This window comes from Paraburkholderia guartelaensis, from assembly GCF_004353905.1.
Taxonomy (GTDB): Bacteria; Pseudomonadota; Gammaproteobacteria; order Burkholderiales; family Burkholderiaceae; genus Paraburkholderia; species Paraburkholderia guartelaensis.
On sequence record NZ_SMOD01000007.1, the window covers coordinates 48,526 to 68,608 of the forward strand.

The following is a 20,083-nucleotide window of genomic DNA, read 5'->3' on the forward strand; positions in this document are numbered from 1 at the left end:
TTTTTATGCCCGCTGCGGCCCACGGCCCGCGCGTCAGACCGTTTCGCCGAGACGACGCGCCAGCGACTTCAGAAGCGGCGCCACGCGCTCGCGAAACACCTCGGGCCCCATCGACGAGGCCGGCCCGCTGCAGCTGAGCACGAGCCAGCGACGCTCGCGCGGCTCGCGAAACGGCACCGCGACGGCGTTGACGTCTTCGTGCCAGTCGCGAAACGAATAGCAGCACCCCTCCTTGCCAAACACCTCGATCTCGCGTTTCGCGGCCTCGACCAGCGCCGGCCCTTCGGCGCCCGCCGTCTTCTGCAGTTCCGCGAACAACGCCATCCGCACGTCGATGGGCTGCACAGCCAGATACGCCCGGCCCATCGAGCTCGTGAGCATCGAGAGCCGCGAGCCCGACGCGAGGCCCAGCGTGAGCGCCGTCTCGCTGCGGATCGTCTCCAGATAGATCACGTCGAGGCCGTCGCGGCACCCCAGCGACACCGCGGCGCCCACCTCGCGTGCGAACGCGCGCATATGCGGGCGTGCGAGTTCGAGCGTGTCCGTGCCGGAAAGCAGCGCAAAGCCGAGTGACAGCACCCCGGCGTCGAGCGCATATTTGCCTAGCGATTCGTCGAAGCGCAGATACCCGAGCACGGTGAGCGTGTATGCGAGCCGGTTCACGGTCGCCTTCGGCAAGCCCGTTCGCTCCACGAAATCGCGGTTGCCGAGCAGCGTTTCGCCGGGACGGAACGCCCGCAACAGGTCGAGCCCGCGGGCGAGCGCCACGACGAACTTGCGCTCGTCGATCGGCCCCTCGGCCAGCGAAGAAGAAAAAGATGAAGTCGTCGTCATTCCGGATGCAGACATGGGCGCCCTGGTGCTACACTAAGGTCAATTTGCAAAACATTGTTCCGCATAGCGGAACTCGCGTCAAGCGCAAATTCGCCCATTTCAAGGATTTGAGGAAAGGAGAGACACCATGGCCGCACACGCCCAGTTCCATTGGGAAGACCCGCTTCTGCTCGACCAGCAGCTCACCGAAGAGGAGCGCATGGTGCGCGACGCCGCCGCCGCATACTCCCAGGACAAGCTCGCGCCGCGCGTGCTGGAAGCGTTCCGCCACGAGAAGACGGACGCCTCGATCTTCCGCGAGATGGGCGAAGTTGGCCTGCTCGGCCCGACGATTCCCGAGCAATATGGCGGCCCCGGCCTCAACTACGTGAGCTATGGCCTGATCGCGCGCGAAGTCGAGCGCATCGATTCGGGCTATCGCTCGATGATGTCGGTGCAGTCGTCGCTCGTGATGGTGCCGATCTTCGAATTCGGCTCGGAAGCGCAAAAGCAGAAGTACCTGCCCAAGCTCGCGAGCGGCGAATGGATCGGCTGCTTCGGCCTCACGGAGCCGAACCACGGCTCGGACCCGGGCAGCATGGTCACGCGTGCGAAGAAGGTGAACGGCGGCTACTCGCTCTCGGGCGCGAAGATGTGGATCACGAACTCGCCGATCGCCGATGTGTTCGTCGTCTGGGCGAAGCTCGAGGAAGACGGGAAGGACAACATCCGCGGCTTCATTCTGGAGAAAGGCTGGAAGGGTCTCTCGGCCCCGGCCATCCACGGCAAGGTGGGTCTGCGCGCCTCGATCACCGGTGAAATCGTGCTCGACGAAGTGTTCGTGCCGGAAGAGAACCTCATGCCGGGCGTGAAGGGCCTGCGCGGTCCGTTCACCTGCCTGAACTCGGCGCGCTACGGCATTGCCTGGGGCGCGCTCGGTGCAGCGGAATCGTGCTGGCACACCGCGCGCCAGTACGTGCTCGACCGCAAGCAGTTTGGCCGCCCGCTTGCCGCGAACCAGCTGATCCAGAAGAAGCTCGCCGACATGCAAACGGAAATCACGCTCGGGCTGCAGGGCTGCCTGCGTCTTGGCCGCATGAAGGACGAAGGCACGGCGGCCGTCGAGATCACGTCGATCATGAAGCGCAACTCGTGCGGCAAGTCGCTCGACATCGCGCGTCTCGCCCGCGACATGCTGGGCGGCAACGGTATTTCCGACGAGTTCGGCGTGGCACGTCACCTCGTGAACCTCGAAGTGGTGAACACCTACGAGGGCACGCACGACATCCACGCGCTGATCCTCGGCCGCGCACAAACGGGCATTCAAGCGTTCTTCTGATCGCCGCCCTGCCCGGCATCGCCTGCGCATATAAAAACGCCGCACGAATCGTTTCGTGCGGCGTTTTTGTTTTGGCGCGCGCCCCGCGCGGAAGCTGGCCGAACGGCTTACTTGTTCGGCTGGGGCGTCATGCGCAGATACGGACGCAGGGCCTTGTAGCCCTTCGGGAACTTCTGCTTGAGGACTTCTTCGTCCTTCAGCGACGGCACGATCACGACGTCGTCGCCCTGCTTCCAGTTGCCGGGCGTTGCGACCTGGTAGTTGTCGGTGAGCTGCAGCGAGTCGATCACGCGCAGCACTTCGTCGAAATTGCGGCCCGTACTCGCCGGATAGGTGATGATGAGGCGCACCTTCTTGTTCGGGTCGATCACGAAGAGTGAGCGCACAGTGAGCGTCTCGTTCGCGTTCGGGTGGATCATGTCGTACAGCGTGGACACCTTGCGGTCGCCGTCTGCGAGAATCGGGAAGCCGACGTTTGCTGCCTGCGTCTCGTTGATGTCCTTGATCCACTCGTTGTGCGACTGGGCGCTATCCACCGAAAGCGCAATCGTCTTCACGTTACGCTTCTCGAATTCGTCCTTGAGTTTGGCGGTCAGTCCAAGCTCGGTCGTGCAGACCGGTGTGAAGTCGGCCGGGTGCGAAAACAGCACGCCCCAGCTATTGCCGAGCCACTCGTGAAACTTGATGCGGCCAATGCTCGAATCCTGCTCGAAGTCGGGTGCGATATCGCCAAGACGTAGACTCATGGTGCGGTTCCTTTGAACGAGGTGAACGGGTTTGATCGAAACGGCGCGCGCGGCCCGTTGATCCAGTGGACGTTTACAACACCCAAGCATACAGGCCCTGGTTGCGCCCCGCGAACGAACATCGCCTCACACCGGTATGAGTTTTTGTAATTTTGAACCGGTTGGAGGAAACTTTAGGTGCCGGATCAAATCAATGACTCTCACCTCGCGATTTTTTGTGAGCGGGATCCAGAACCCCGTCCATGCACGCTCGCGGGAACGGATCGTGCGAATTCGCAGGTCGTGGCGGCGCGGCACGCTTGCCAGCGCCCGTATCTTTGTTACGATTCACGCGTGATGTGACACGATGGGAGCCAGTCAATGTCAGAAGTCAACAAGGAGAGGCTGATGTCCGATATCAAAACCGTCCTCGCGGATGCAGAGGACCTGCTCAAGCAGGCTGCGAGCGCTACGGGCGAGCGCGCTTCGGAGTTGCGCGAAACGGCACTCTCGCGTCTGAAACAGGCAAAAGAGAAGGCCGCCGACGTCCAGGTGGTCGTGGTCGAGAAAGGCAAGAAAGCGGCGCGCGCCACCGACGACTATGTCCACGAGCATCCGTGGGCGTCGATCGGGATTGCCGCCGGCGTGGGCGTGCTGGTCGGTTTGCTGATCAACCGCAAATAAAGCCGCGCTCGCCGCGCCACGCGGGTGGGCTCCGGGCCCCTCGCGCGGCGCGCTCGACCAGGCGCTGGCAGCGCTTGCCTGACGGCTTTTCGTTGGCGCGGCCCGCCACACCGCTTGGTCTCGCCGGGCAATCCAGCCCGCTGACTTTTCTTGCGTTTTTTCTTGCGCATAGCTCGGGCATCCGCCTGCGCCACCTGCCATCGCCATGACGACAGACACCCACTCGCAGCGACACGAACACGGGCCGTTGCGCCGACTGCTCGGCTCCGCGTCCGCGATGCTACAGACGCGGCTAGAACTGATCGGCATCGAACTCGCCGAGGAGAAGGACCGCCTCATCGGCGTGCTCTTCCTTGGCCTCGCGGGGATGATGTTCGCGATGCTCGCCCTGATCGCACTCACGGCGCTCGTTGCCATCGCCTTCTGGGACACGTACCGGTGGGAGGCGCTCGCCGGTCTCACGGTCGTCTATGCGATCGCGGCGATTTTCTGCGGCCTGAAGGCGCGCCGCGGGCTGCACACCGCGCCGCTCGTATTCCAGGCGACGCTCGAGGAGTTCGAAAAAGACCGCGATGCCCTGCGCAACCCCTAGCCGCGAGCCGACGCCATGAATCAACCTCGACCGGACACTGCTTTTCGCCCCCGCCGCGGCCGCGCGCACGACCTCTCGACGCCGCAGCTGCGCGCCCTGCGCAAGGAATTGCTGCTCGTGCGAGCGAGCGTCGAGCGCGCCGAAATGGCCGAAGCGCTCGTGGACATCCGCGCGACGGTCACGAACTTCAGCTGGCTGCGCTTCGTGGTGCCCGGATTCAGTCGCTCTGGCGGCGGTGGCGGCGTGGCTTCCGGCCTCGGCAGCCTGCTCAAGGAATATCCGCTGGTCAGTTCGCTCATCTCGCTCATCGTGGCGAAGCCGCTGCGTACGAGCATCGTCTCGGCTGCGCGCCCCGTCATCAAGTGGGGCGGCCTCGCTTTTACGGCGTGGGAAGCCTATCGCGTGTGGCAGCAGGTGCGACGCCAGCGCGGTACCTCTGCAAACCAGCCTGCCCGCGACAGGTCCGACGAAGACGACCTCACCGGCTGATCGCCGCCGCCGGCGACAGCTCTCCAGGCCGTTCACCGGTCCCTCCAGCACATCTGCGTAGCCCCCGCGACGGCGCCGCCGCCTGCAGCGTGATTGCTGCGCGCGCCGGTTGCACCGAATACGAAGGCGCCGCACGCATCGCCGCGCATCGGCCCGGTTTCCACCGGATCGGCCGCGATGGCGTAGCCGCCGTTCGACTCGTCGGCGGGCATCAGGCGCAAGCGATAGATGGGCGTTCCCGTCGGCGGAGCCTGGTCGAATCCCGTGGGCAACGACGCCATCGACGCGCTCTGCGTATCGACGAATTGCGCTGCGCGATAGAGCGCCGCCACGGCGTCGATGCGATGTCCTCGCGCGATCTGCGCGCTCCACCCCGGCATCGCGAAGGCCGCGACGATAGCGGCCACCGCCAGCGCAATAACCAGTTCAAGCAGTGAGAACGCGTTGTACCGGTTGCTCTTCACCTTGCCTCCCATTTGCCTCGTCAAAAGGGCCTCGCGACGACGTGACGCCAGTGATGCTCGACGCGCGCCGTGTCACCCGCGGCTTCGATGACCAACTGGTCCTGTAGCCAGCTTTGCGTGTCTTCCGATGCGCCAAACCCTCGCGCCGTGACGAGATACGCGCGAACCAGCGGACGGCCGTCGATGCGCCAGGCCTCGACGAGGCATTGCGGCGCGCGCACGGACCCCGGCCACGCGGCAACGGGCGCGACCGCCTGTCGCTCGAAGCTGTCCTGCCGCCGCCAGGCTTGTGGTTCGCCTGGCTGCGTGGCCGCCGCAGGCGCGGCCAGCGAGCCATTCGCCAGCGCACGCGAGCACAACACGAGTGCGGCGTCGGCGGCATGGAAGGACTGCAGATGATCGGCGACGGCATCTGCGTTGCGCCGCGCGAGCAGCGCTGCCTCGAACCACGCCGCCGAGGTCACGAGCATCATCGCGACGATAAGCAGTACGACCGGGAGCGCCATACCGCAACGCGCAGCGCGTGTGCGACGCTTCCCGCGCAGCCTCGCTCTCATATCGCTGCCGGCACAACGTTACGCAGCACGATGTGCCGCCAGAACGCCTGTCGCGCCCGCCCATCCGCGGCGATCGCCTGCACACCTTCGCAATCGACGTAGCGCATGCGCGACGCAAAGGCCGCCCCGCGCACCAGCACGCACAGATCGACCGCCACGACCGACGCCCACTGATCGCGCGCGAGCGCCGAAGCCTCGACCGCCTGCGCCGCGCCCGCCGTCCAGTAGCGCATATGCAAACGCTCGACGCCCTCGACGAGCGGCTGCGCCGTGCCGACCTTGCCGGAGCCCTCGCAGTAAAGCTCGCTCTCGCCGGTCGACCCGCTCACCCTGGCGTGATAGCGGTTCACGATTTCCGCGCCTGTCACGCCGACCGCCTGTCCAAGGCAGTCGGTAACCTGGCCGTTTGCGGCGGGCCACGTCGATACACTGTCGCCTTGATAGCGCACGGCCAACCCATCAGAGCGGCTCGACAGCGACTTGCAGGCAAGCGCCGCATCGGCGACGGTCGGGCGCCCGGCCGCGCAGCCGTAAATCGCGGGCCCGGCGAGCGGCGAGCGTGCCTCAGCGGCAACGAAGCCTGCCATCTGGATCTGCTCGCCGATCAGCATCAACGCATTCATGCCGGCCTCGTGGATGCGCGCAGCGTCGCTCGCCTGCGCGTAGGCCTGCCGCTGCGCACGATAAGCCGAGAGCGCGCCAAGCGTCACCACGAGGCCCAGCGCCACGGCGATCGTCAGTTCGAGCAATGTGTGGCCGGCCTGCTCGCGGACGTGGGTGAAACGCTTGTTCATCGCAAAAACGCCAGGGCGACGCAGGCGCGCCCAGCGGCCGGCGCGGCATCGACACACGGCGCAACCCGCGAAACCGCCGTCGATGCCGACGCTGCGCCGAGCGGTGTAGCCGCCCAACTCACGGACGCGATCGATGCGTCTCCGCCCGCGCTCGACGTGGTCAGCCGCCCTTCGGGCACGACGCTCGCCGTGAGCGCCTTCCATTGATCGGTCGCAGCGGGCGTTGCACCCGCCACGCGCGCAGCTTCGGCAATGGCGTCAGCGGCAAACGCCGCGCGCTCGCGCGCCGCCGCCAGTTGCGCGTGCCGGGCCAGCCCGAGTTGCGTGCTCATCAAGCCGAGCCCGCACAGCGCCATGACGCCGAGCGCAATGGCGACTTCCAGCAGCGTCGAGCCGCGCTCGCTCACGTGGCTCATGACGTCCCCGTGCATGCGCCGTCGCTGATGCGTGCCCCCTGCGCGATGCGTATGCAGCGACGCCAGCCCGCGCCGCGTTCTGCAGCGGCGGCGGCCCGCGGGGCAATCTCGAAGTTGCGCAAGCTGCCGATGGTCTGCCCCGCCGGCGGCGAAAACGTGATGGCGGTAAGCCCCGACGCCACGGAAATCTCGCCGAGCGCCGGCTGAATGCGCAACGGGATATACGCTCCGGCGCGCTCGATCATGACGGCCCAGCCGCAGGACCAGTCGGCAATACCGGACGGACACGCCTTGGCCGCCTCGAGGCAATGGCGCGCGGCGTCGACGCGACAAACGGTAATGCGCGACTTGCGCCGTATTGCCTCGTTGCGTGCGTAGGCGAGCGTGCCGAGCATGGCGTTGGCGCGCGCGTCGACCTGGTCGCGCACGCGCCAGGCGGTGAAAACGGGCGTGGAAACCGTTGCGCAGATCGCCAACAGGACGATGACGACCATCGTCTCAATGAGCGTGAATCCTCCGTGCTTCATCAGCAATCCTTAGTGTGAGCGGATTGCCATCAATCTACGGACGAAAGCGAAACGGAACAATTAGCCGAACGGCTAGCTGGTGCGCGCAGCGTCGGCTCGCGAGAATGCGAGCGTTACGACAGCGGCCTGGCAGGAGGGAAGAGAAATGCGAATGCGCTCAGCGCTTTTTCGCGGGGTTGTTGGCGCCCGCGCGGCGGAATTCCTCGATCACATCTTCGAATTCGGAAACGTCCTCGAAGCGTCGGTACACCGAAGCAAACCGTACGAACGCGACCTTGTCGAGTTCGCGCAATTCGCCCATGACGAGCTCGCCAAGGCGCTCGCTGCGCACTTCGCGCTCGCCGCTGCCAAGCAGTTGATACTCGATACGGGCAACCGCCGCGTCGATCGCATCGGCCGCAACCGGGCGCTTGCGCAGCGCCAGTTGCATGCTCGCCATGATCTTGCGGCGGTCGAATTCCGTGCGGCTGCCATCCTTCTTGACGATCGAAGGCATCGCCAGCTCGACCCGCTCGTACGTCGTGAAACGCTTGTCGCAGGCCGGGCAGCGGCGGCGGCGCCGGATCGCGGCGCCGTCTTCGGACACGCGCGAGTCGACGACCTGCGTGTCTTCGTGCCGGCAAAAGGGGCAGCGCATGGGTTATCGCGTGGCTTAGCGGTAAACCGGGAAACGCTTCGTCAGCTCGGCGACCTGCGCCTTCACGCGCTCGATCGTCGCAGCGTCTTCCGGATTGTCGAGCACGTCGGCAATCAGGTTGCCCACCTGCTCGGCTTCCTTCACACCAAAGCCGCGCGTCGTCATGGCCGGCGAACCGAGACGGATGCCGCTCGTCACAAACGGCTTTTCCGGGTCGTTCGGGATCGCGTTCTTGTTGACCGTGATGTGCGCGGTGCCCAGCACGGCTTCCGCCGCCTTGCCGGTGATGTTCTTCGCGCGCAGGTCCACCAGCATCACGTGGCTTTCCGTGCGGCCCGAAACGATGCGCAGACCGCGCTTGACCAGCGTTTCCGCCAGCACGCGTGCGTTGTCGACCACTTGCTGTTGATAGGTCTTGAATTCCGGCGAGAGCGCTTCCTTGAACGCCACGGCCTTGCCGGCAATGACGTGCATGAGCGGACCGCCCTGGATGCCCGGGAAGATGGCCGAGTTGATCTGCTTCTCGAACTCCGCCTTCATCAGGATTACGCCGCCGCGCGGGCCGCGCAGGCTCTTGTGCGTGGTCGTGGTCACGAAGTCGGCGTGCGGCACCGGGTTCGGGTAGACGCCCGCGGCGATGAGGCCGGCGTAGTGCGCCATGTCGACCATGAAGTACGCGCCCACCGCCTTGGCAACCTTGGCGATGCGCTCGAAATCGATACGCAGCGCGAATGCCGACGCACCGGCGATGATCAGCTTCGGCCTGGTTTCGTGCGCACGCTTTTCGAGCGCGTCGTAATCGATGTCTTCCTTGGCGTCGAGGCCGTAGCTCACGACGTTGAACCACTTGCCGCTCATGTTCAGCGCCATGCCGTGCGTGAGGTGACCGCCTTCGGCGAGGCTCATGCCCATGATGGTGTCGCCCGGCTTGAGCACGGCGAAGAACACGCCCTGGTTCGCCTGCGAACCCGAGTTCGGCTGAACGTTCGCGGCTTCGGCGCCGAACAGCTGCTTCACGCGGTCGATCGCGAGCTGCTCGACGATATCCACGTTTTCGCAGCCGCCGTAATAGCGCTTACCGGGGTAGCCTTCGGCGTACTTGTTGGTGAGCTGCGAACCCTGCGCGGCCATGACCGCGGGCGAGGTGTAGTTTTCCGACGCGATGAGCTCGATGTGCTCTTCCTGGCGGCGGTTCTCGAGTTCGATCGCCTTGAAGAGTTCGGGATCGACGTTGGCGATGGTGCTTTCGGCTCTGTCAAACATACGGATTCCGTTAAGTGTGTTCAGGTTGACCGGGTCTCGCGCGGAACGCGTAGCGGGTACGCGGCGCTGCTGGCGAAGAGGCCAGCCTTGACGTGGCGGAAGGAGGTGCCGCACACGCGAGGCAGGACAGCCCCCGCAGCGCAAACGAAAGCGCGCGAAATCAGGCTGCCCAGGCGAACGGCAAAACGGCACCCTGCGCTTCACGGTGGGTCGTTCCACCTTGGGTCCCCAATAACGAGCGCATTGCTACCGCCAATGCCGCCATTTCGGAACCCTATCGCCAGTCACGCAGGGATTGAGCGCGTTAGTTTATTGGAACGGCAGGGAATAGGCAACCGCCCGCCCCCAGTGCGCTCGGGCGTCCCGCCGCCTGCGGCGCGCCGGGCGGCGGCGCCGGCCATGCGGCCCGCGCGCGTACTGACCCTTTCTTGCCGCAATGCGGCATTGCAAGTAGGCTCTCCCCTTTTCTCGCCTTCTACCGACCAGAGAGCCACCATGATCGTTTTCGTCACCGGCGCGTCCGCAGGATTCGGCGCCGCCATCGCTCGCGCCTTCGTGAAGGGCGGACATCGCGTCGTCGCCACGGCTCGCCGCAAGGACCGCCTCGACGCCCTCGCCGCCGAACTCGGCGACGCCCTCCTGCCCATCGAGCTCGACGTGCGCGACCGCGCGGCGGTCGAAGCCGCGCCCGGCGCGCTGCCGCCCGGGTTCGCCGGCGTCGACGTGCTGGTCAACAACGCCGGCCTCGCGCTCGGTGTAGAGCCGGCACAGAGGGCCGACCTCGACGAGTGGGAAACCATGATCGACACCAACTGCACGGGCCTCGTGCAGGTGACTCACGCGTTTTTGCCCGGCATGGTCGAGCGCAACCGCGGCCACATTTTCAATATCGGTTCGGTAGCGGGCCGCTGGCCGTATGCGGGCGGCAACGTCTATGGCGCAACCAAGGCGTTCGTGCGTCAGTTCAGCCTGAACCTGCGCGCCGACCTCGCGGGCACGGCACTGCGCGTGACCGACATCGAGCCGGGCCTGTGCGGCGGCACCGAGTTCTCGAACGTGCGCTTTCGCGGCGACGACACCAGGGCTGCCAACGTCTACAAGGACGTTCAGCCGCTCACGGCCGAGGACATCGCCGAGTCGATCTACTGGATCGCGACGCGCCCCGCGCACGTCAACGTCAACACGATCGAACTGATGCCTGTCGCCCAGACTTTCGCCGGTACCAGCATCCACCGCGGCTAAAAATACCTTACAAATTTAATACTTACGTCAGTCGTACGAAAGACGTAGGGGCCTCGCGTTCCGGTAGAATGCGCGGCATGGAAAATTCCACCAGCAAGCCAGACGCGGCGTCGTCACCGGCCGGGCGCGGTTTCACGTGGCCGGTGCGCGTCTACTACGAGGACACCGACGCCGGTGGCATCGTGTTTTACGCGAATTACCTGAAGTTCTTCGAACGCGCGCGCACCGAATGGCTGCGCGCGTGCGGCGTCGATCAGCGTCGGCTCGCCGAGGAAACGGGCGTGCTCTTCGTCGTGCGCAGCACTGCGCTCGACTATCGCTCGCCCGCGCGCCTCGACGACGTCGTCACCACGGTGAGCCGCGTCGAGAAGCTTGGCCGCGCGTCAGTCGACTTCATGCAGGAAGCGTGGCGCGAGAACACGCTGCTCGCCACGGGCAGCATTCGTGTCGCCTGCGTCGACAGCACGGCCATGCGGCCCGCACCCATTCCGGCCCCCGTTCATGAAGCATTGCAACGTGGACCCCAGAAAGACCTGTACGCCGTGTCAACGGCAGTGCAGTAATTACCGTTGATACGACGCCAGTGAACTCGCGCCGGTCAATGCAGGACCAAGCAGGGTTCGGCCGCGACGGCGCGAAAGCTTCCCAACCGCCTACAGGAAGCCTTGCGTTGTCTTGCAGCCGCTCGCCCCTTTCGGGACGTCACAACGAACCTATATGAACACTACACAAGATCTGTCGATCATTTCTCTCGTTCTTAATGCGAGCATACTGGCACAGGCGGTGATGGGGCTTCTTCTGCTCATGTCGCTGATTTCCTGGACTTTCATCTTCCGCAAGTGGTTTGCCATCCGCCGGGCGCGGTCCCAGACAGAGCGCTTCGAGCGCGACTTCTGGTCAGGCGGCGACCTGCAGGCGCTCTACCAGAGCGCAGCCAACAACCGTCACACGATCGGCGCGCTCGAGCGTATCTTTGAGTCGGGCATGCGCGAATTTCTGAAGGCGAAAGAGAAGCGCCTGAACGATCCGAGCCTCGTGCTCGACGGCGCCCGCCGCGCGATGCGCGCCGCCTTCCAGCGCGAAATGGACGCGCTCGAGGCGAACCTCTCGTTCCTCGCTTCGGTCGGCTCGGTCAGCCCGTACATCGGTCTTTTCGGCACGGTCTGGGGGATCATGAACGCGTTCCGCGGTCTCGCGAACGTGCAACAGGCCACGCTCGCGAACGTCGCGCCCGGCATCGCCGAAGCGCTGACGGCGACCGCGATCGGTCTGTTCGCCGCCATCCCGGCGGTGGTCGCGTACAACAGTTACGCGCACGACATCGACCGTCTGGCGATCCGCTTCGAAACCTTCATCGAAGAGTTTTCGAACATCCTGCAGCGTCAGGCCCACTAATCTTCACGAAGCAAGGAGTCGAAGATGGGAGGCTCAGTCCGTTCGAGCATGCGAGGCAGCCGCTCGCGCCGTGCGATGGCCGACATCAATGTCGTGCCGTACATCGACGTGATGCTGGTGTTGCTCGTGATCTTCATGGTGACCGCGCCGCTCGTGGCGCCGTCCATTGTCAATCTGCCGACCGTCGGCGGCGCGTCGCAGCAGCAGCAGGTGCCGCCCGTCGTGGTCAATATTCGCCCCGACGGCAATCTGAGCGTACGCTATAAGGATGACTCCGGCGCCACGCAGCAGCAGACCATGACGCGCGCCGATCTCAACGGCTTCGTCGCCGATCGCGAGCAAAGCCATCCCGACCAGCCCGTCGTGATCGCCGCCGACAAGTCCGTCAAATACGAGACGGTGATGAACGTGATGTCCGACCTGAAGTCGCATGGCGTCAAACGTGTCGGACTGCTCGTCAAATCGCAATGACCCGGAAGAACGATTCGTATCCGCTGCAGCCTCCGCGAGAGCGTGGCACGGGACGTGCTATTGCCCTCGCGGTGATCATGCACGTGCTGCTCGGTCTGTTCCTCTATCACGGCATCCACTGGCAGAACAGCACGCCGGCGGGTGAAGAGGCGGAACTGTGGACCGAGGTGCCGGACCTGTCGACACCGAAGCCGTTGCCGCCGCCCGCGCCGGTCGCCCCTGCCCCGCCGCCGCCGCAAACCGAGGAAGCCGACATCGCGCTGCAACAGCAAAAGCGTAAGCAGCAGGAAGCGCAGCGCGAGGCGCAACTGGCCGAGCAGCAGCGTCTGAAAGCCCAGCAGGAAGCCGACGCGAAACGTCAGCAGCAGCTCGCGGCGCAGCAGGCTGCGCAGCTTGCCGCTCAGCAGAAGGCGGAAAAGCTCAAGCAGCAGCAGGAACAGCAGCAAGCCGCGGCAGAGAAGCAAAAGCAGCAGCAGCAGCAACAGCAGCAGGACGCGCTCAAGAAGCAGCAGCAGGAAGAAGAGCAGCAGAAGCAGGCGAAGCTCGACGCGCAGAAGAAGGCCGACGCCGAGAAGGCCGCCAAGGCTAAGGCTCAAGCCGACGCCCAGGCGAAGAAGCTCGACGCGGAACGCCGCGCTCGCATCGCGCAGATGCAAGGCTCGATGGGTGGCGGCGAAGGCACGAGCGGCAACGGTCTTGCGAAGAGCGGCACGGGCAGCGGCTCGGGCGGCAACGCGACGTCGCCGGGCTACGCGGAGAAGGTGCAGCGACGCGTCCGTCCGAACATCGTCTGGTCCGGCGAGACATCAGGGCTGACGACGGTCGTATCGGTGCGCTGCTCGCCGACGGGCACCCTGCTTTCGGCACAGATTCAGAGCAGCAGTGGCAACTCTGCGTGGGACGACGCTGCCTTGCGTGCTGTCCAGCGCTCGGATCCGATGCCACTCGATACGAATGGCAAGGCACCGCCAAGCTTCTTGATCACCTTGCGCCCTGCGGGCTAATAGCGGCCGCAAGGCACAGAAAGGTTGAGGAAAGCCGGCGCGCAACAGTGGCTAAAAAAGGAACGATTCGAACGATTTCTGGTCAGTCTGCTGTTGCGCGTTATGACAAAATTGCTTTTTTCAGGAAATATCACAGCATGACATTGATGACGAAGCTTGGCCTGCGAACCCTCGTCGCGTCCTGCCTGATCACGGCGGGCGGCGCGGCGAACGCACAACTCAACGTCCTCGTCACCGGCGTGGGCTCCACCCAGTTCCCCATCGCCACGGCTAACTTTGCCGGTGAAGCGAATTCGCCCGAGCAGGTCGCGGCTATCGTCCGCGCCGACCTGCAACGCAGCGGGAAATTCACCAATATCGACGCCGGCAGCGCACCGATCTCGGAAAACGATTCCGTCGACCTCGGCAGCTGGAAGGCCAAGGGCGCCAATGCGTTCGTTGCGGGCAGCGTGAACAAGCTCGCCAACGGCCAGTACGAAGTGCGCTTCAAGCTTTACGACACCGTGAAGGGCGAAAGCCTCGGCGGCCTCGTGCTCACGAGCCCGGCAAGCGGTCTGCGCATGAGCGCGCACAAGGTTGCGGACTACATCTATCAGAAGCTGCTCGGCGATCGCGGCGTGTTCGCCACGCGTCTTTCGTACGTGATCAAAACGGGCGGCCGCTTCCAGTTGCAGGTTTCGGACTCCGATGGACAAGACGCGCACATCGCGCTCTCGAGTCCCGAGCCGATCATCTCGCCGGCCTGGTCGCCCGACGGCACCAAGGTCGCTTACGTATCTTTCGAAAAGAAGAAGCCGATCGTCTACGTGCACGACCTGCCTACGGGTCGACGCGTGATCATTTCGGACCAGAAGGGCAACAATTCGGCGCCGGCCTGGTCTCCTGACGGCCGCACGCTCGCGGTAGCACTGTCGCGCACGGGCAACACGCAGATCTTCGCCGTCAATGCTGACGGCTCCGGCCTGCACCGCCTCACGCAAGGCACGACGATCGACACAGAACCCAACTACTCTCCTGACGGACGCTGGATTTATTTCACGAGCGACCGCGGTGGCCAGCCGCAGATTTACAAGATGCCGGCCCAGGGCGAAAGCGCCGGAGCGGCACAGCGTGTGACGTTTACCGGCAACTACAATACGAGCCCGAAGGTCAGCCCGGACGGCAAGCAACTGGCGTACATCTCACGCACGGGCGGCGGATTTAAGCTGTACATTCAAGATCTGCAGTCCGGTGTCGCCACGGCGCTCACTGACACGACACATGACGAATCGCCCAGCTTCGCGGCGAACGGTCAGTACATTCTTTACGCCACACAGGTGAACGGCCGTGGCGTGCTGGCTGCTGTATCGACCGACGGTCGTACGCGGCAAATCCTGTCCGTTCAGGGCGGCAGCGTACGCGAGCCGTCCTGGGGTCCTTTCATGCAATAACACTTCAGGAGAGTAAAAATGATGTCGAAGAAAGTACGCCTGGCCTTGGCCGTTTTGATGATCGGTGCACTGGCAGCATGTAAGTCGGGCGTCAAGGAAACGAACCCGAACGCAGGCGCGATGAACACCCAGCCGAACCCGAACGCGGTCGCTCAGGTGAACGTCGATGAGCTGAACAACCCGAACAGCCCGCTCGCCAAGCGCAGCGTGTACTTCGATTTCGACAGCTACGCCGTCAAGGACGACTACCAGTCGCTGCTGCAAGCTCACGCACAGTACCTCAAGACGCACCCGGAACGTCACGTCCTGATCCAGGGCAACACCGACGAGCGCGGCACGAGCGAATACAACCTGGCGCTGGGTCAGAAGCGTGCTGAAGCAGTCCGTCGCGCGCTCTCGCTGATGGGCGTGCCGGATTCGCAAATGGAAGCCGTCAGCCTCGGTAAGGAAAAGCCGGTCGCAACGGGCCACGACGAAGCATCGTGGGCGCAGAACCGCCGTGCTGACCTCGTGTATCAACAGTAATTGAGCATTGGATGAAGGGGCGTATGTCGCACCGTTTCTCCCCGCTGCGCGTAGCCGCAGCCGCTTGCGTGGCTGGCGTCGCCTTTGCGGCGCTGCCGGCCCACGCGGGTATCTTCGATGACGATCAGGCGCGCCAGGCGATTCTCGACCTGCGCGCGAAAACGGACAGCCTGTCGAGCCAGCTGTCCGCCGCTCAACGCACGATCCTCGACCAGTCCAACCACCTCGACCAGCTCAACCAGCAGGTCGCCACGTTGCGCGGACAGAACGAGGACATGGCGAACCAGCTGGCAACCCTGCAGAAGCAACAGAAGGACTACTACACGGATCTCGACACGCGACTCAAGAAGTTCGAGCCGCAGCAGGAGACCGTGGACGGCATGCAAGGCACGGTTCAGCCGGGTGAGATGGACGCGTTCAACGCCGCTTCGCAGCAGTTCCGCAACGGCGACTTCAAGAACGCGGCTGCATCGTTCCGTAGCTTCATCGCGAAGTTCCCGCAGAGTCCTTACCAGCCGACCGCGCAGTACTGGCTCGGCAACGCGCTCTATGCGCTGAAGGACTACAAGGGGTCGACCGCGACGTGGCAGAACGTCGTCAACAAATACCCGCAACATCCGCGCGCGCCCGAGGCGCTGCTGGCCATCGCGAACAATCAGATCGAGCAGGGGCAAAAGGCTGCGGCCAAGCGCACGCTCGAGCAGGTCGTTTCGCAATACGGCAACTCGGATGTCGCCCAGACGGCGCAGAGCAAGCTTTCACAGCTCAAATAAGCGCTGCTGGATGGTTTTGGCGTGACGTGGCGCTGGCGCAATGCCAATGCCGCGAAATGCGCCTCTCGCATACAGGGAAGGCCCGGGGCACAGCGTGCTCCGGGCGTTTCCATCGGTTTTATGACGGCCATGGTTGACGTGTTAGCCATGCACCGCTATAATCCCGCTTCTCTTTTGGGTCGTTAGCTCAGCTGGTAGAGCAGCGGACTTTTAATCCGTTGGTCACAGGTTCGAATCCCGTACGGCCTACCAAAGCATCAAACGAAAAGCCCAGTCTTCGGACTGGGCTTTTTGCTTTGCAGCACACGGCTTGGGCTCAAGCGGATTGAGAGGCTCGGCACGCGAGCATGCGCCCGGCATGTATACTCCCCCCTCCCCGCTTGTTTCATCCCCGCTGCACAGGCCACGTCATCATGAAGTTCACGACCCTTGCCTGCGCCTTGCTCGCGCTTTTCTGGCTCAGTCTGCGCGTTCAGGCGCAAATCCAACCGCAACCCGAAGACTACGCATACCTGCGCCGCATTCGCGTGCCAGACGCCGTCGTCAATTGCGTTGCCGCGCTCGATCAGTGGGTGCACAAGGCGCAGCGCTACGATTCGCTGCTCGTGCCCGATCGGCGCGCGCTCTCGGCGAAGATCGAGCAGCCCGTGCCCGTCAATGCGACGCCCCTGCCCGCCGCAAGCGATGCGCTCACGCCTGTCCCGTCGATCGACACGTTGATCCACCTGCACGCCTTTGCCAAAGTCCGCGGCAAGTACGCGTGGGTTCCCGTGAAGGCTACCTGCGGTATCTGGCATTCGCACGTCGTCGATGTCGCGCTGTCGCCGCGCGGCACGCACGCAACGTCGCCAATCCACTGACGACACTTCGTCATCCTTATCGTCGCCGGCAATAAAAAAACCCGCGCGCCAAACGGCGCACGGGCTTCGCATCGAGCGACGCGCGGTCCATGCCGCGCGCAAACTCAGTCCGCCTTGACGCCTTCCACCTGGATCTGCAGCGTCGTCGCCGTCTTGAAGCCATACGACTGGCCCCAGTTCACGCCGTAGTCCGCGCGGTCGAATTGTGCCGATGCGTCCGCGCCGCACACTTCACGCTTGAGCATCGGGTTCTGGAAGCACTTGAACGAGTCGATCTTCAGGTTCAGCGGCTTGGTCACGCCATGCAGCGTGAACGAGCCGATCACTTCCACGGGCTTGTCGCCTTCAAAGCGGATCGACGTGCCCTTGTAGGTGGCCGTCGGGTACTTCGCGGTGTCGAGGAATTCGGCCGAGCTCACGTGCTTGTCGAGCTTCGCGTTGCCGGTATCGATCGACGCTGCGTCGATCGTCACGTCCACCGTGCCCGTCTTCGCCTCGCGATCGAGCGTGACCGTGCCCGAGCTCTTCGTGAACTTGCCGCGCCACACCGAGACGCCGCCGAAGTGATCGGCTTCGAAGCTCGGATACGTGTGCATCGGGTCGAGGTTGTAGGTCGTGGCGGCTGCGAGCGCCGGCGTGGCGACGAAGGCTGCGAGCGAGGCGGCAACGGCCGCGGCGAAAATCGTGGTCTTCATGAATCGATTCCTGGTGCGAGAGAAACGGGATAAAAAAGCGATGCCGTACGCGCGTCAGTGCGCGGCGGACACGATGTGAAACTTGATCTGCACGTCGTCGGCGACGATCGAGGTGTCTTTCCATTCGCCCGAGCCGATGCCGTACGCGAGGCGCTTGATCGGCAGCGTGCCGTCGAACACCTGGTTGGCGCCGTCCTTGCGGTACTGCACCGGCACGACGACGTCGGTCGTCTTGCCCTTGATGGTCAGCTTGCCGGTTACCGTGAACGCGCCGTTCGCGGCGGGCTTGATCTGCGTGGAGACGAAGGTCGCGTGCGGGAAATGCGAGGCGTCGAACCACTCGTCGCCGGCGACTTCCTTGTTGTATTCCGGCGCGCCGAGGTCGAAGCTCGCCACCTCGACGTCGAGCTTCGCGCTCGACGCCGCGACGTTCGCCGGATCAAAGCGCACGTCGGCGGTGAAGTGGTTGAAGCGGCCTTCGACCGGCACGTTCATCTGCTTGAACACGGCGCTCACGGAGTTCTTCGCGGCTTCGGCAGCGGCGTTGGCGTTCGTGGCGAAGGTCGTGGCAAATGCCGCACCGGCGGCGAGCGCCGCGCCGAGCGCGACGACGGAAGCAGTATGGGCAAGACGCTGGATCATGGGCAGTCGGTCCAAGGTGGAAGGTATCGGGAAATGGAGATGGCGCATGCGCGCCACGAACTCAGTCGCGCGGCGTGCCGAACGGCAGCATGCGAGAGAGGATGTTCTGGCGGTCGATCAACTGGTGCTTGATGACGGCGAGCACGTGCAGCACGACCACGGTGAGCAAGGTGTAGTTCAGCGAGATATGCACGACGCGCAGCACGCCCTTGAGCGCGGTGTCGGGGCCGATCAGCACGGGCATCGGCCAGATGCCGAGGTACACGACCTGAATGCCGGCCGCCGAGCTATAGAGATAGCCCGTCACCGGAATCGCGACCATCAGCACGTACAGCGCGGTATGGCCCAGGTGCGCGGCGAGCCGTTCCCAGCCATGCATGGAGCCGGGCAGCGCGGGCGCGGTGTGCGTGACGCGCCAGAGAATGCGCACGAGCACGAGCGCGAGCACGGTCACGCCAATCCACTTGTGCCACGAGAAGTAGCGCAATTTGGTGGGCGTGATGCCCGGAATGTCGGTCATGACCCAGCCGAGCGCAAAGCCCCAGACGATCAGCGCGGCGATCAGCCAGTGCAGCAGCATGGCAACGCCGTTATAGCGGCCGGCGGGCTTGACGGTAGGGTTCATAGGCATACGGCTCCAATATTCGAGGTGTGCACTTTACCCGGCGAAATCTATTCAAACAATCGTCTAAAATGGATGGTTACCATCCACTTTTTCGATAGTTCAAAAAGGACCGCACCTCGTGGACCGCACCTCGGACCGCTCCCCTAGCCTCGAGCAGCTGCGCGCGCTGATCGCCGTCGCCGAAACCGGCAGCTTCTCGGCGGCGGCGCGCCAGCTCGACCGCGCGCAGTCGGTGGTCAGCTATACGATCGCCAATCTCGAGGCGCTGCTGGGCGTCGCGCTCTTCGCGCGCGGCAAACGCAAGCCGGAACTCACGGCCGCGGGCCGCGCGATCCTCGCCGACGCGCGCCGCCTCGATCTGCTCATGGGTCAGCTTAACGCCAAGGCGGCCGGCCTGCAGAGGGGGCTCGAGGGCGAAGTTTCGCTGGCCGTGGACGTGATGTTTCCGTCGCAGCGGCTCGTCGAAGCCCTGCAGGCGTTCGCGTTCACGTTTCCCACCGTCGCCCTGAATCTCACCATGGAAGCGCTCGGCGGCGTGCTCAAGCTCGTGCTCGACGGCGACTGCGCGGTGGGGATCAGCGGGCCGAACCACAACTGGCCGCACGTGATCGAGGCGCAGTCCATCGGCACCGTGGAACTCGTGCTCGTGGCCGCCCCCTGCCATCCGCTCGCCAAGGCGGAGCACCCGGTGCGCATTTCGGATGCGCGCGAGCACACGCAGCTGGTGCTCACCGACCGCAGCCGCCTGACCGAAGGCCAGAACTTCGGCGTGTACAGCAATCGCGCGTGGAAGCTCGGCGACTTGGGCGCCAAGCACCGGCTGCTGCTCGCGGGCCTCGGCTGGGGATCGATGCCGAAGCACATCGTGGAAGCCGACCTCGAAGCCGGACGGCTCGTGCGCGTCGCGCTCGCGGACCGGCGCTCGGTGAACTACAACATCTCGCTGATCCATCGCACCGACGCGGCACGCGGCCCCGCCAGCGAGTGGCTCTGCCACTACCTGACGCAAGGCACGCCGCCGCAAGCGCCGTTGCCCGACGCGCGCTGAATTCTGAACTGGCGCGAGAGCGATGCGCGTGCGGGTTGTACGAACGAAGGCAACCCCGCGCGCGCCTGGACCT

At 64.5% G+C, this 20,083-nt stretch carries 26 protein-coding genes, 1 tRNA gene and 1 riboswitch; of the genes, 15 read left to right on the forward strand and 12 right to left on the reverse strand.

The features are described from left to right. Nucleotides 1–33: 33 nt before the first annotated feature. Nucleotides 34–849 (reverse strand): IclR family transcriptional regulator, encoded by an 816-nt coding sequence (locus E1N52_RS10935; protein WP_133182708.1) that lies wholly within the window; start codon nt 847–849, stop codon nt 34–36. 112 nt (nt 850–961) lie between these two features. Here E1N52_RS10935 and E1N52_RS10940 point away from each other — a divergent pair, with 112 nt between their 5' ends. Next, nucleotides 962–2,152, forward strand: coding sequence for an acyl-CoA dehydrogenase (locus tag E1N52_RS10940; RefSeq protein ID WP_133182710.1), 1,191 nt, complete (start codon nt 962–964; stop codon nt 2,150–2,152). Nucleotides 2,153–2,259: 107 nt separating this feature from the next. Here E1N52_RS10940 and E1N52_RS10945 read toward each other — a convergent pair whose 3' ends face one another. Continuing rightward, nucleotides 2,260–2,898: a peroxiredoxin gene (locus tag E1N52_RS10945; protein ID WP_028205314.1), complete on the reverse strand. Its 639-nt coding sequence runs from the start codon at nt 2,896–2,898 to the stop codon at nt 2,260–2,262. Between the two features lie 360 nt (nt 2,899–3,258). Between E1N52_RS10945 and E1N52_RS10950 the strand changes: the two genes are divergently transcribed. The 3 genes from E1N52_RS10950 to E1N52_RS10960 all read left to right on the forward strand — a co-directional run bounded on the left by E1N52_RS10950 (nt 3,259) and on the right by E1N52_RS10960 (nt 4,642). Beyond that, nucleotides 3,259–3,561 (forward strand): ElaB/YgaM/YqjD family protein, encoded by a 303-nt coding sequence (locus E1N52_RS10950; protein WP_007584918.1) that lies wholly within the window; start codon nt 3,259–3,261, stop codon nt 3,559–3,561. A 205-nt stretch (nt 3,562–3,766) separates the two neighbouring features. After that, nucleotides 3,767–4,153 carry a phage holin family protein gene (locus E1N52_RS10955; RefSeq protein ID WP_069262800.1) on the forward strand — a complete coding sequence of 129 codons (387 nt, stop codon included), beginning with the start codon at nt 3,767–3,769 and terminating at the stop codon, nt 4,151–4,153. A 15-nt stretch (nt 4,154–4,168) separates the two neighbouring features. Further along, nucleotides 4,169–4,642: a DUF3318 domain-containing protein gene (locus E1N52_RS10960; RefSeq protein WP_133182712.1), complete on the forward strand. Its 474-nt coding sequence runs from the start codon at nt 4,169–4,171 to the stop codon at nt 4,640–4,642. Between the two features lie 32 nt (nt 4,643–4,674). Here E1N52_RS10960 and E1N52_RS10965 read toward each other — a convergent pair whose 3' ends face one another. The 7 genes from E1N52_RS10965 to glyA form a co-directional block, all read right to left on the reverse strand. Then, nucleotides 4,675–5,106 carry a type IV pilin protein gene (locus E1N52_RS10965; RefSeq protein WP_246089026.1) on the reverse strand — a complete coding sequence of 144 codons (432 nt, stop codon included), beginning with the start codon at nt 5,104–5,106 and terminating at the stop codon, nt 4,675–4,677. Nucleotides 5,107–5,126: 20 nt separating this feature from the next. Beyond that, the gene (locus E1N52_RS10970; protein ID WP_133182716.1) at nt 5,127–5,612 is read right to left on the reverse strand and encodes a pilus assembly PilX family protein; all 486 of its coding nucleotides are present in this window, start codon (nt 5,610–5,612) and stop codon (nt 5,127–5,129) included. A gap of 47 nt (nt 5,613–5,659) precedes the next feature. Next, nucleotides 5,660–6,457, reverse strand: coding sequence for a PilW family protein (locus E1N52_RS10975; protein WP_133182718.1), 798 nt, complete (start codon nt 6,455–6,457; stop codon nt 5,660–5,662). Continuing rightward, nucleotides 6,454–6,873 carry a hypothetical protein gene (locus tag E1N52_RS10980; RefSeq protein ID WP_133182719.1) on the reverse strand — a complete coding sequence of 140 codons (420 nt, stop codon included), beginning with the start codon at nt 6,871–6,873 and terminating at the stop codon, nt 6,454–6,456. Before E1N52_RS10980 ends, E1N52_RS10975 begins: the two co-directional genes overlap by 4 nt. Then, nucleotides 6,870–7,400 (reverse strand): GspH/FimT family pseudopilin, encoded by a 531-nt coding sequence (locus E1N52_RS10985; protein ID WP_133182721.1) that lies wholly within the window; start codon nt 7,398–7,400, stop codon nt 6,870–6,872. Before E1N52_RS10985 ends, E1N52_RS10980 begins: the two co-directional genes overlap by 4 nt. 157 nt (nt 7,401–7,557) lie before the next feature. After that, a complete protein-coding gene (gene nrdR, locus E1N52_RS10990; RefSeq protein ID WP_133182723.1) occupies nt 7,558–8,037 on the reverse strand; it encodes a transcriptional regulator NrdR in 480 nt (159 codons plus the stop codon). Nucleotides 8,038–8,052: 15 nt separating this feature from the next. Continuing rightward, nucleotides 8,053–9,300 carry a serine hydroxymethyltransferase gene (gene glyA, locus E1N52_RS10995; protein ID WP_069262807.1) on the reverse strand — a complete coding sequence of 416 codons (1,248 nt, stop codon included), beginning with the start codon at nt 9,298–9,300 and terminating at the stop codon, nt 8,053–8,055. A 160-nt stretch (nt 9,301–9,460) separates the two neighbouring features. Continuing rightward, a riboswitch (ZMP/ZTP riboswitch) is annotated at nt 9,461–9,598 on the reverse strand. A gap of 197 nt (nt 9,599–9,795) precedes the next feature. Between glyA and ydfG the strand changes: the two genes are divergently transcribed. The 10 genes from ydfG to E1N52_RS11050 all read left to right on the forward strand — a co-directional run bounded on the left by ydfG (nt 9,796) and on the right by E1N52_RS11050 (nt 17,000). Next, nucleotides 9,796–10,542, forward strand: a complete 747-nt coding sequence (gene ydfG / locus E1N52_RS11005; RefSeq protein ID WP_133183011.1) for a bifunctional NADP-dependent 3-hydroxy acid dehydrogenase/3-hydroxypropionate dehydrogenase YdfG — start codon at nt 9,796–9,798, stop codon at nt 10,540–10,542. Nucleotides 10,543–10,610: 68 nt separating this feature from the next. After that, a complete protein-coding gene (gene ybgC / locus E1N52_RS11010; RefSeq protein WP_133182725.1) occupies nt 10,611–11,105 on the forward strand; it encodes a tol-pal system-associated acyl-CoA thioesterase in 495 nt (164 codons plus the stop codon). A 154-nt stretch (nt 11,106–11,259) separates the two neighbouring features. Then, on the forward strand, nt 11,260–11,937 hold the full coding sequence (gene tolQ / locus E1N52_RS11015) for a protein TolQ (protein WP_028205324.1): 678 nt from the start codon (nt 11,260–11,262) through the stop codon (nt 11,935–11,937). Between the two features lie 24 nt (nt 11,938–11,961). Beyond that, complete coding sequence (gene tolR / locus E1N52_RS11020) at nt 11,962–12,408, forward strand: protein TolR (RefSeq protein ID WP_035513412.1); 447 nt, start codon at nt 11,962–11,964, stop codon at nt 12,406–12,408. Next, the gene (gene tolA / locus E1N52_RS11025) at nt 12,405–13,412 is read left to right on the forward strand and encodes a cell envelope integrity protein TolA (RefSeq protein ID WP_133182727.1); all 1,008 of its coding nucleotides are present in this window, start codon (nt 12,405–12,407) and stop codon (nt 13,410–13,412) included. The genes tolR and tolA overlap by 4 nt, the downstream gene beginning before the upstream one ends. 137 nt (nt 13,413–13,549) lie before the next feature. Then, nucleotides 13,550–14,842, forward strand: coding sequence for a Tol-Pal system beta propeller repeat protein TolB (gene tolB, locus E1N52_RS11030; RefSeq protein WP_110384286.1), 1,293 nt, complete (start codon nt 13,550–13,552; stop codon nt 14,840–14,842). Nucleotides 14,843–14,860: 18 nt separating this feature from the next. Next, on the forward strand, nt 14,861–15,367 hold the full coding sequence (gene pal / locus E1N52_RS11035) for a peptidoglycan-associated lipoprotein Pal (protein WP_042266217.1): 507 nt from the start codon (nt 14,861–14,863) through the stop codon (nt 15,365–15,367). Between the two features lie 23 nt (nt 15,368–15,390). Continuing rightward, the gene (gene ybgF, locus E1N52_RS11040) at nt 15,391–16,140 is read left to right on the forward strand and encodes a tol-pal system protein YbgF (RefSeq protein ID WP_069262812.1); all 750 of its coding nucleotides are present in this window, start codon (nt 15,391–15,393) and stop codon (nt 16,138–16,140) included. 176 nt (nt 16,141–16,316) lie between these two features. Further along, a tRNA-Lys gene (locus E1N52_RS11045) sits at nt 16,317–16,392 on the forward strand. A gap of 161 nt (nt 16,393–16,553) precedes the next feature. Then, on the forward strand, nt 16,554–17,000 hold the full coding sequence (locus E1N52_RS11050) for a BspC domain-containing protein (protein WP_133182729.1): 447 nt from the start codon (nt 16,554–16,556) through the stop codon (nt 16,998–17,000). A 104-nt stretch (nt 17,001–17,104) separates the two neighbouring features. Here E1N52_RS11050 and E1N52_RS11055 read toward each other — a convergent pair whose 3' ends face one another. The 3 genes from E1N52_RS11055 to E1N52_RS11065 form a co-directional block, all read right to left on the reverse strand. After that, nucleotides 17,105–17,695 carry a YceI family protein gene (locus E1N52_RS11055; RefSeq protein WP_133182731.1) on the reverse strand — a complete coding sequence of 197 codons (591 nt, stop codon included), beginning with the start codon at nt 17,693–17,695 and terminating at the stop codon, nt 17,105–17,107. Between the two features lie 54 nt (nt 17,696–17,749). Then, on the reverse strand, nt 17,750–18,337 hold the full coding sequence (locus tag E1N52_RS11060) for a YceI family protein (RefSeq protein WP_133183012.1): 588 nt from the start codon (nt 18,335–18,337) through the stop codon (nt 17,750–17,752). 61 nt (nt 18,338–18,398) lie between these two features. After that, nucleotides 18,399–18,962 carry a cytochrome b gene (locus E1N52_RS11065; RefSeq protein ID WP_069262959.1) on the reverse strand — a complete coding sequence of 188 codons (564 nt, stop codon included), beginning with the start codon at nt 18,960–18,962 and terminating at the stop codon, nt 18,399–18,401. Nucleotides 18,963–19,080: 118 nt separating this feature from the next. On the opposite strand from E1N52_RS11065, the gene E1N52_RS11070 reads away from it, so the two are divergent. After that, a complete protein-coding gene (locus E1N52_RS11070) occupies nt 19,081–20,010 on the forward strand; it encodes a LysR family transcriptional regulator (RefSeq protein ID WP_133182734.1) in 930 nt (309 codons plus the stop codon). Nucleotides 20,011–20,083 lie beyond the last annotated feature (73 nt).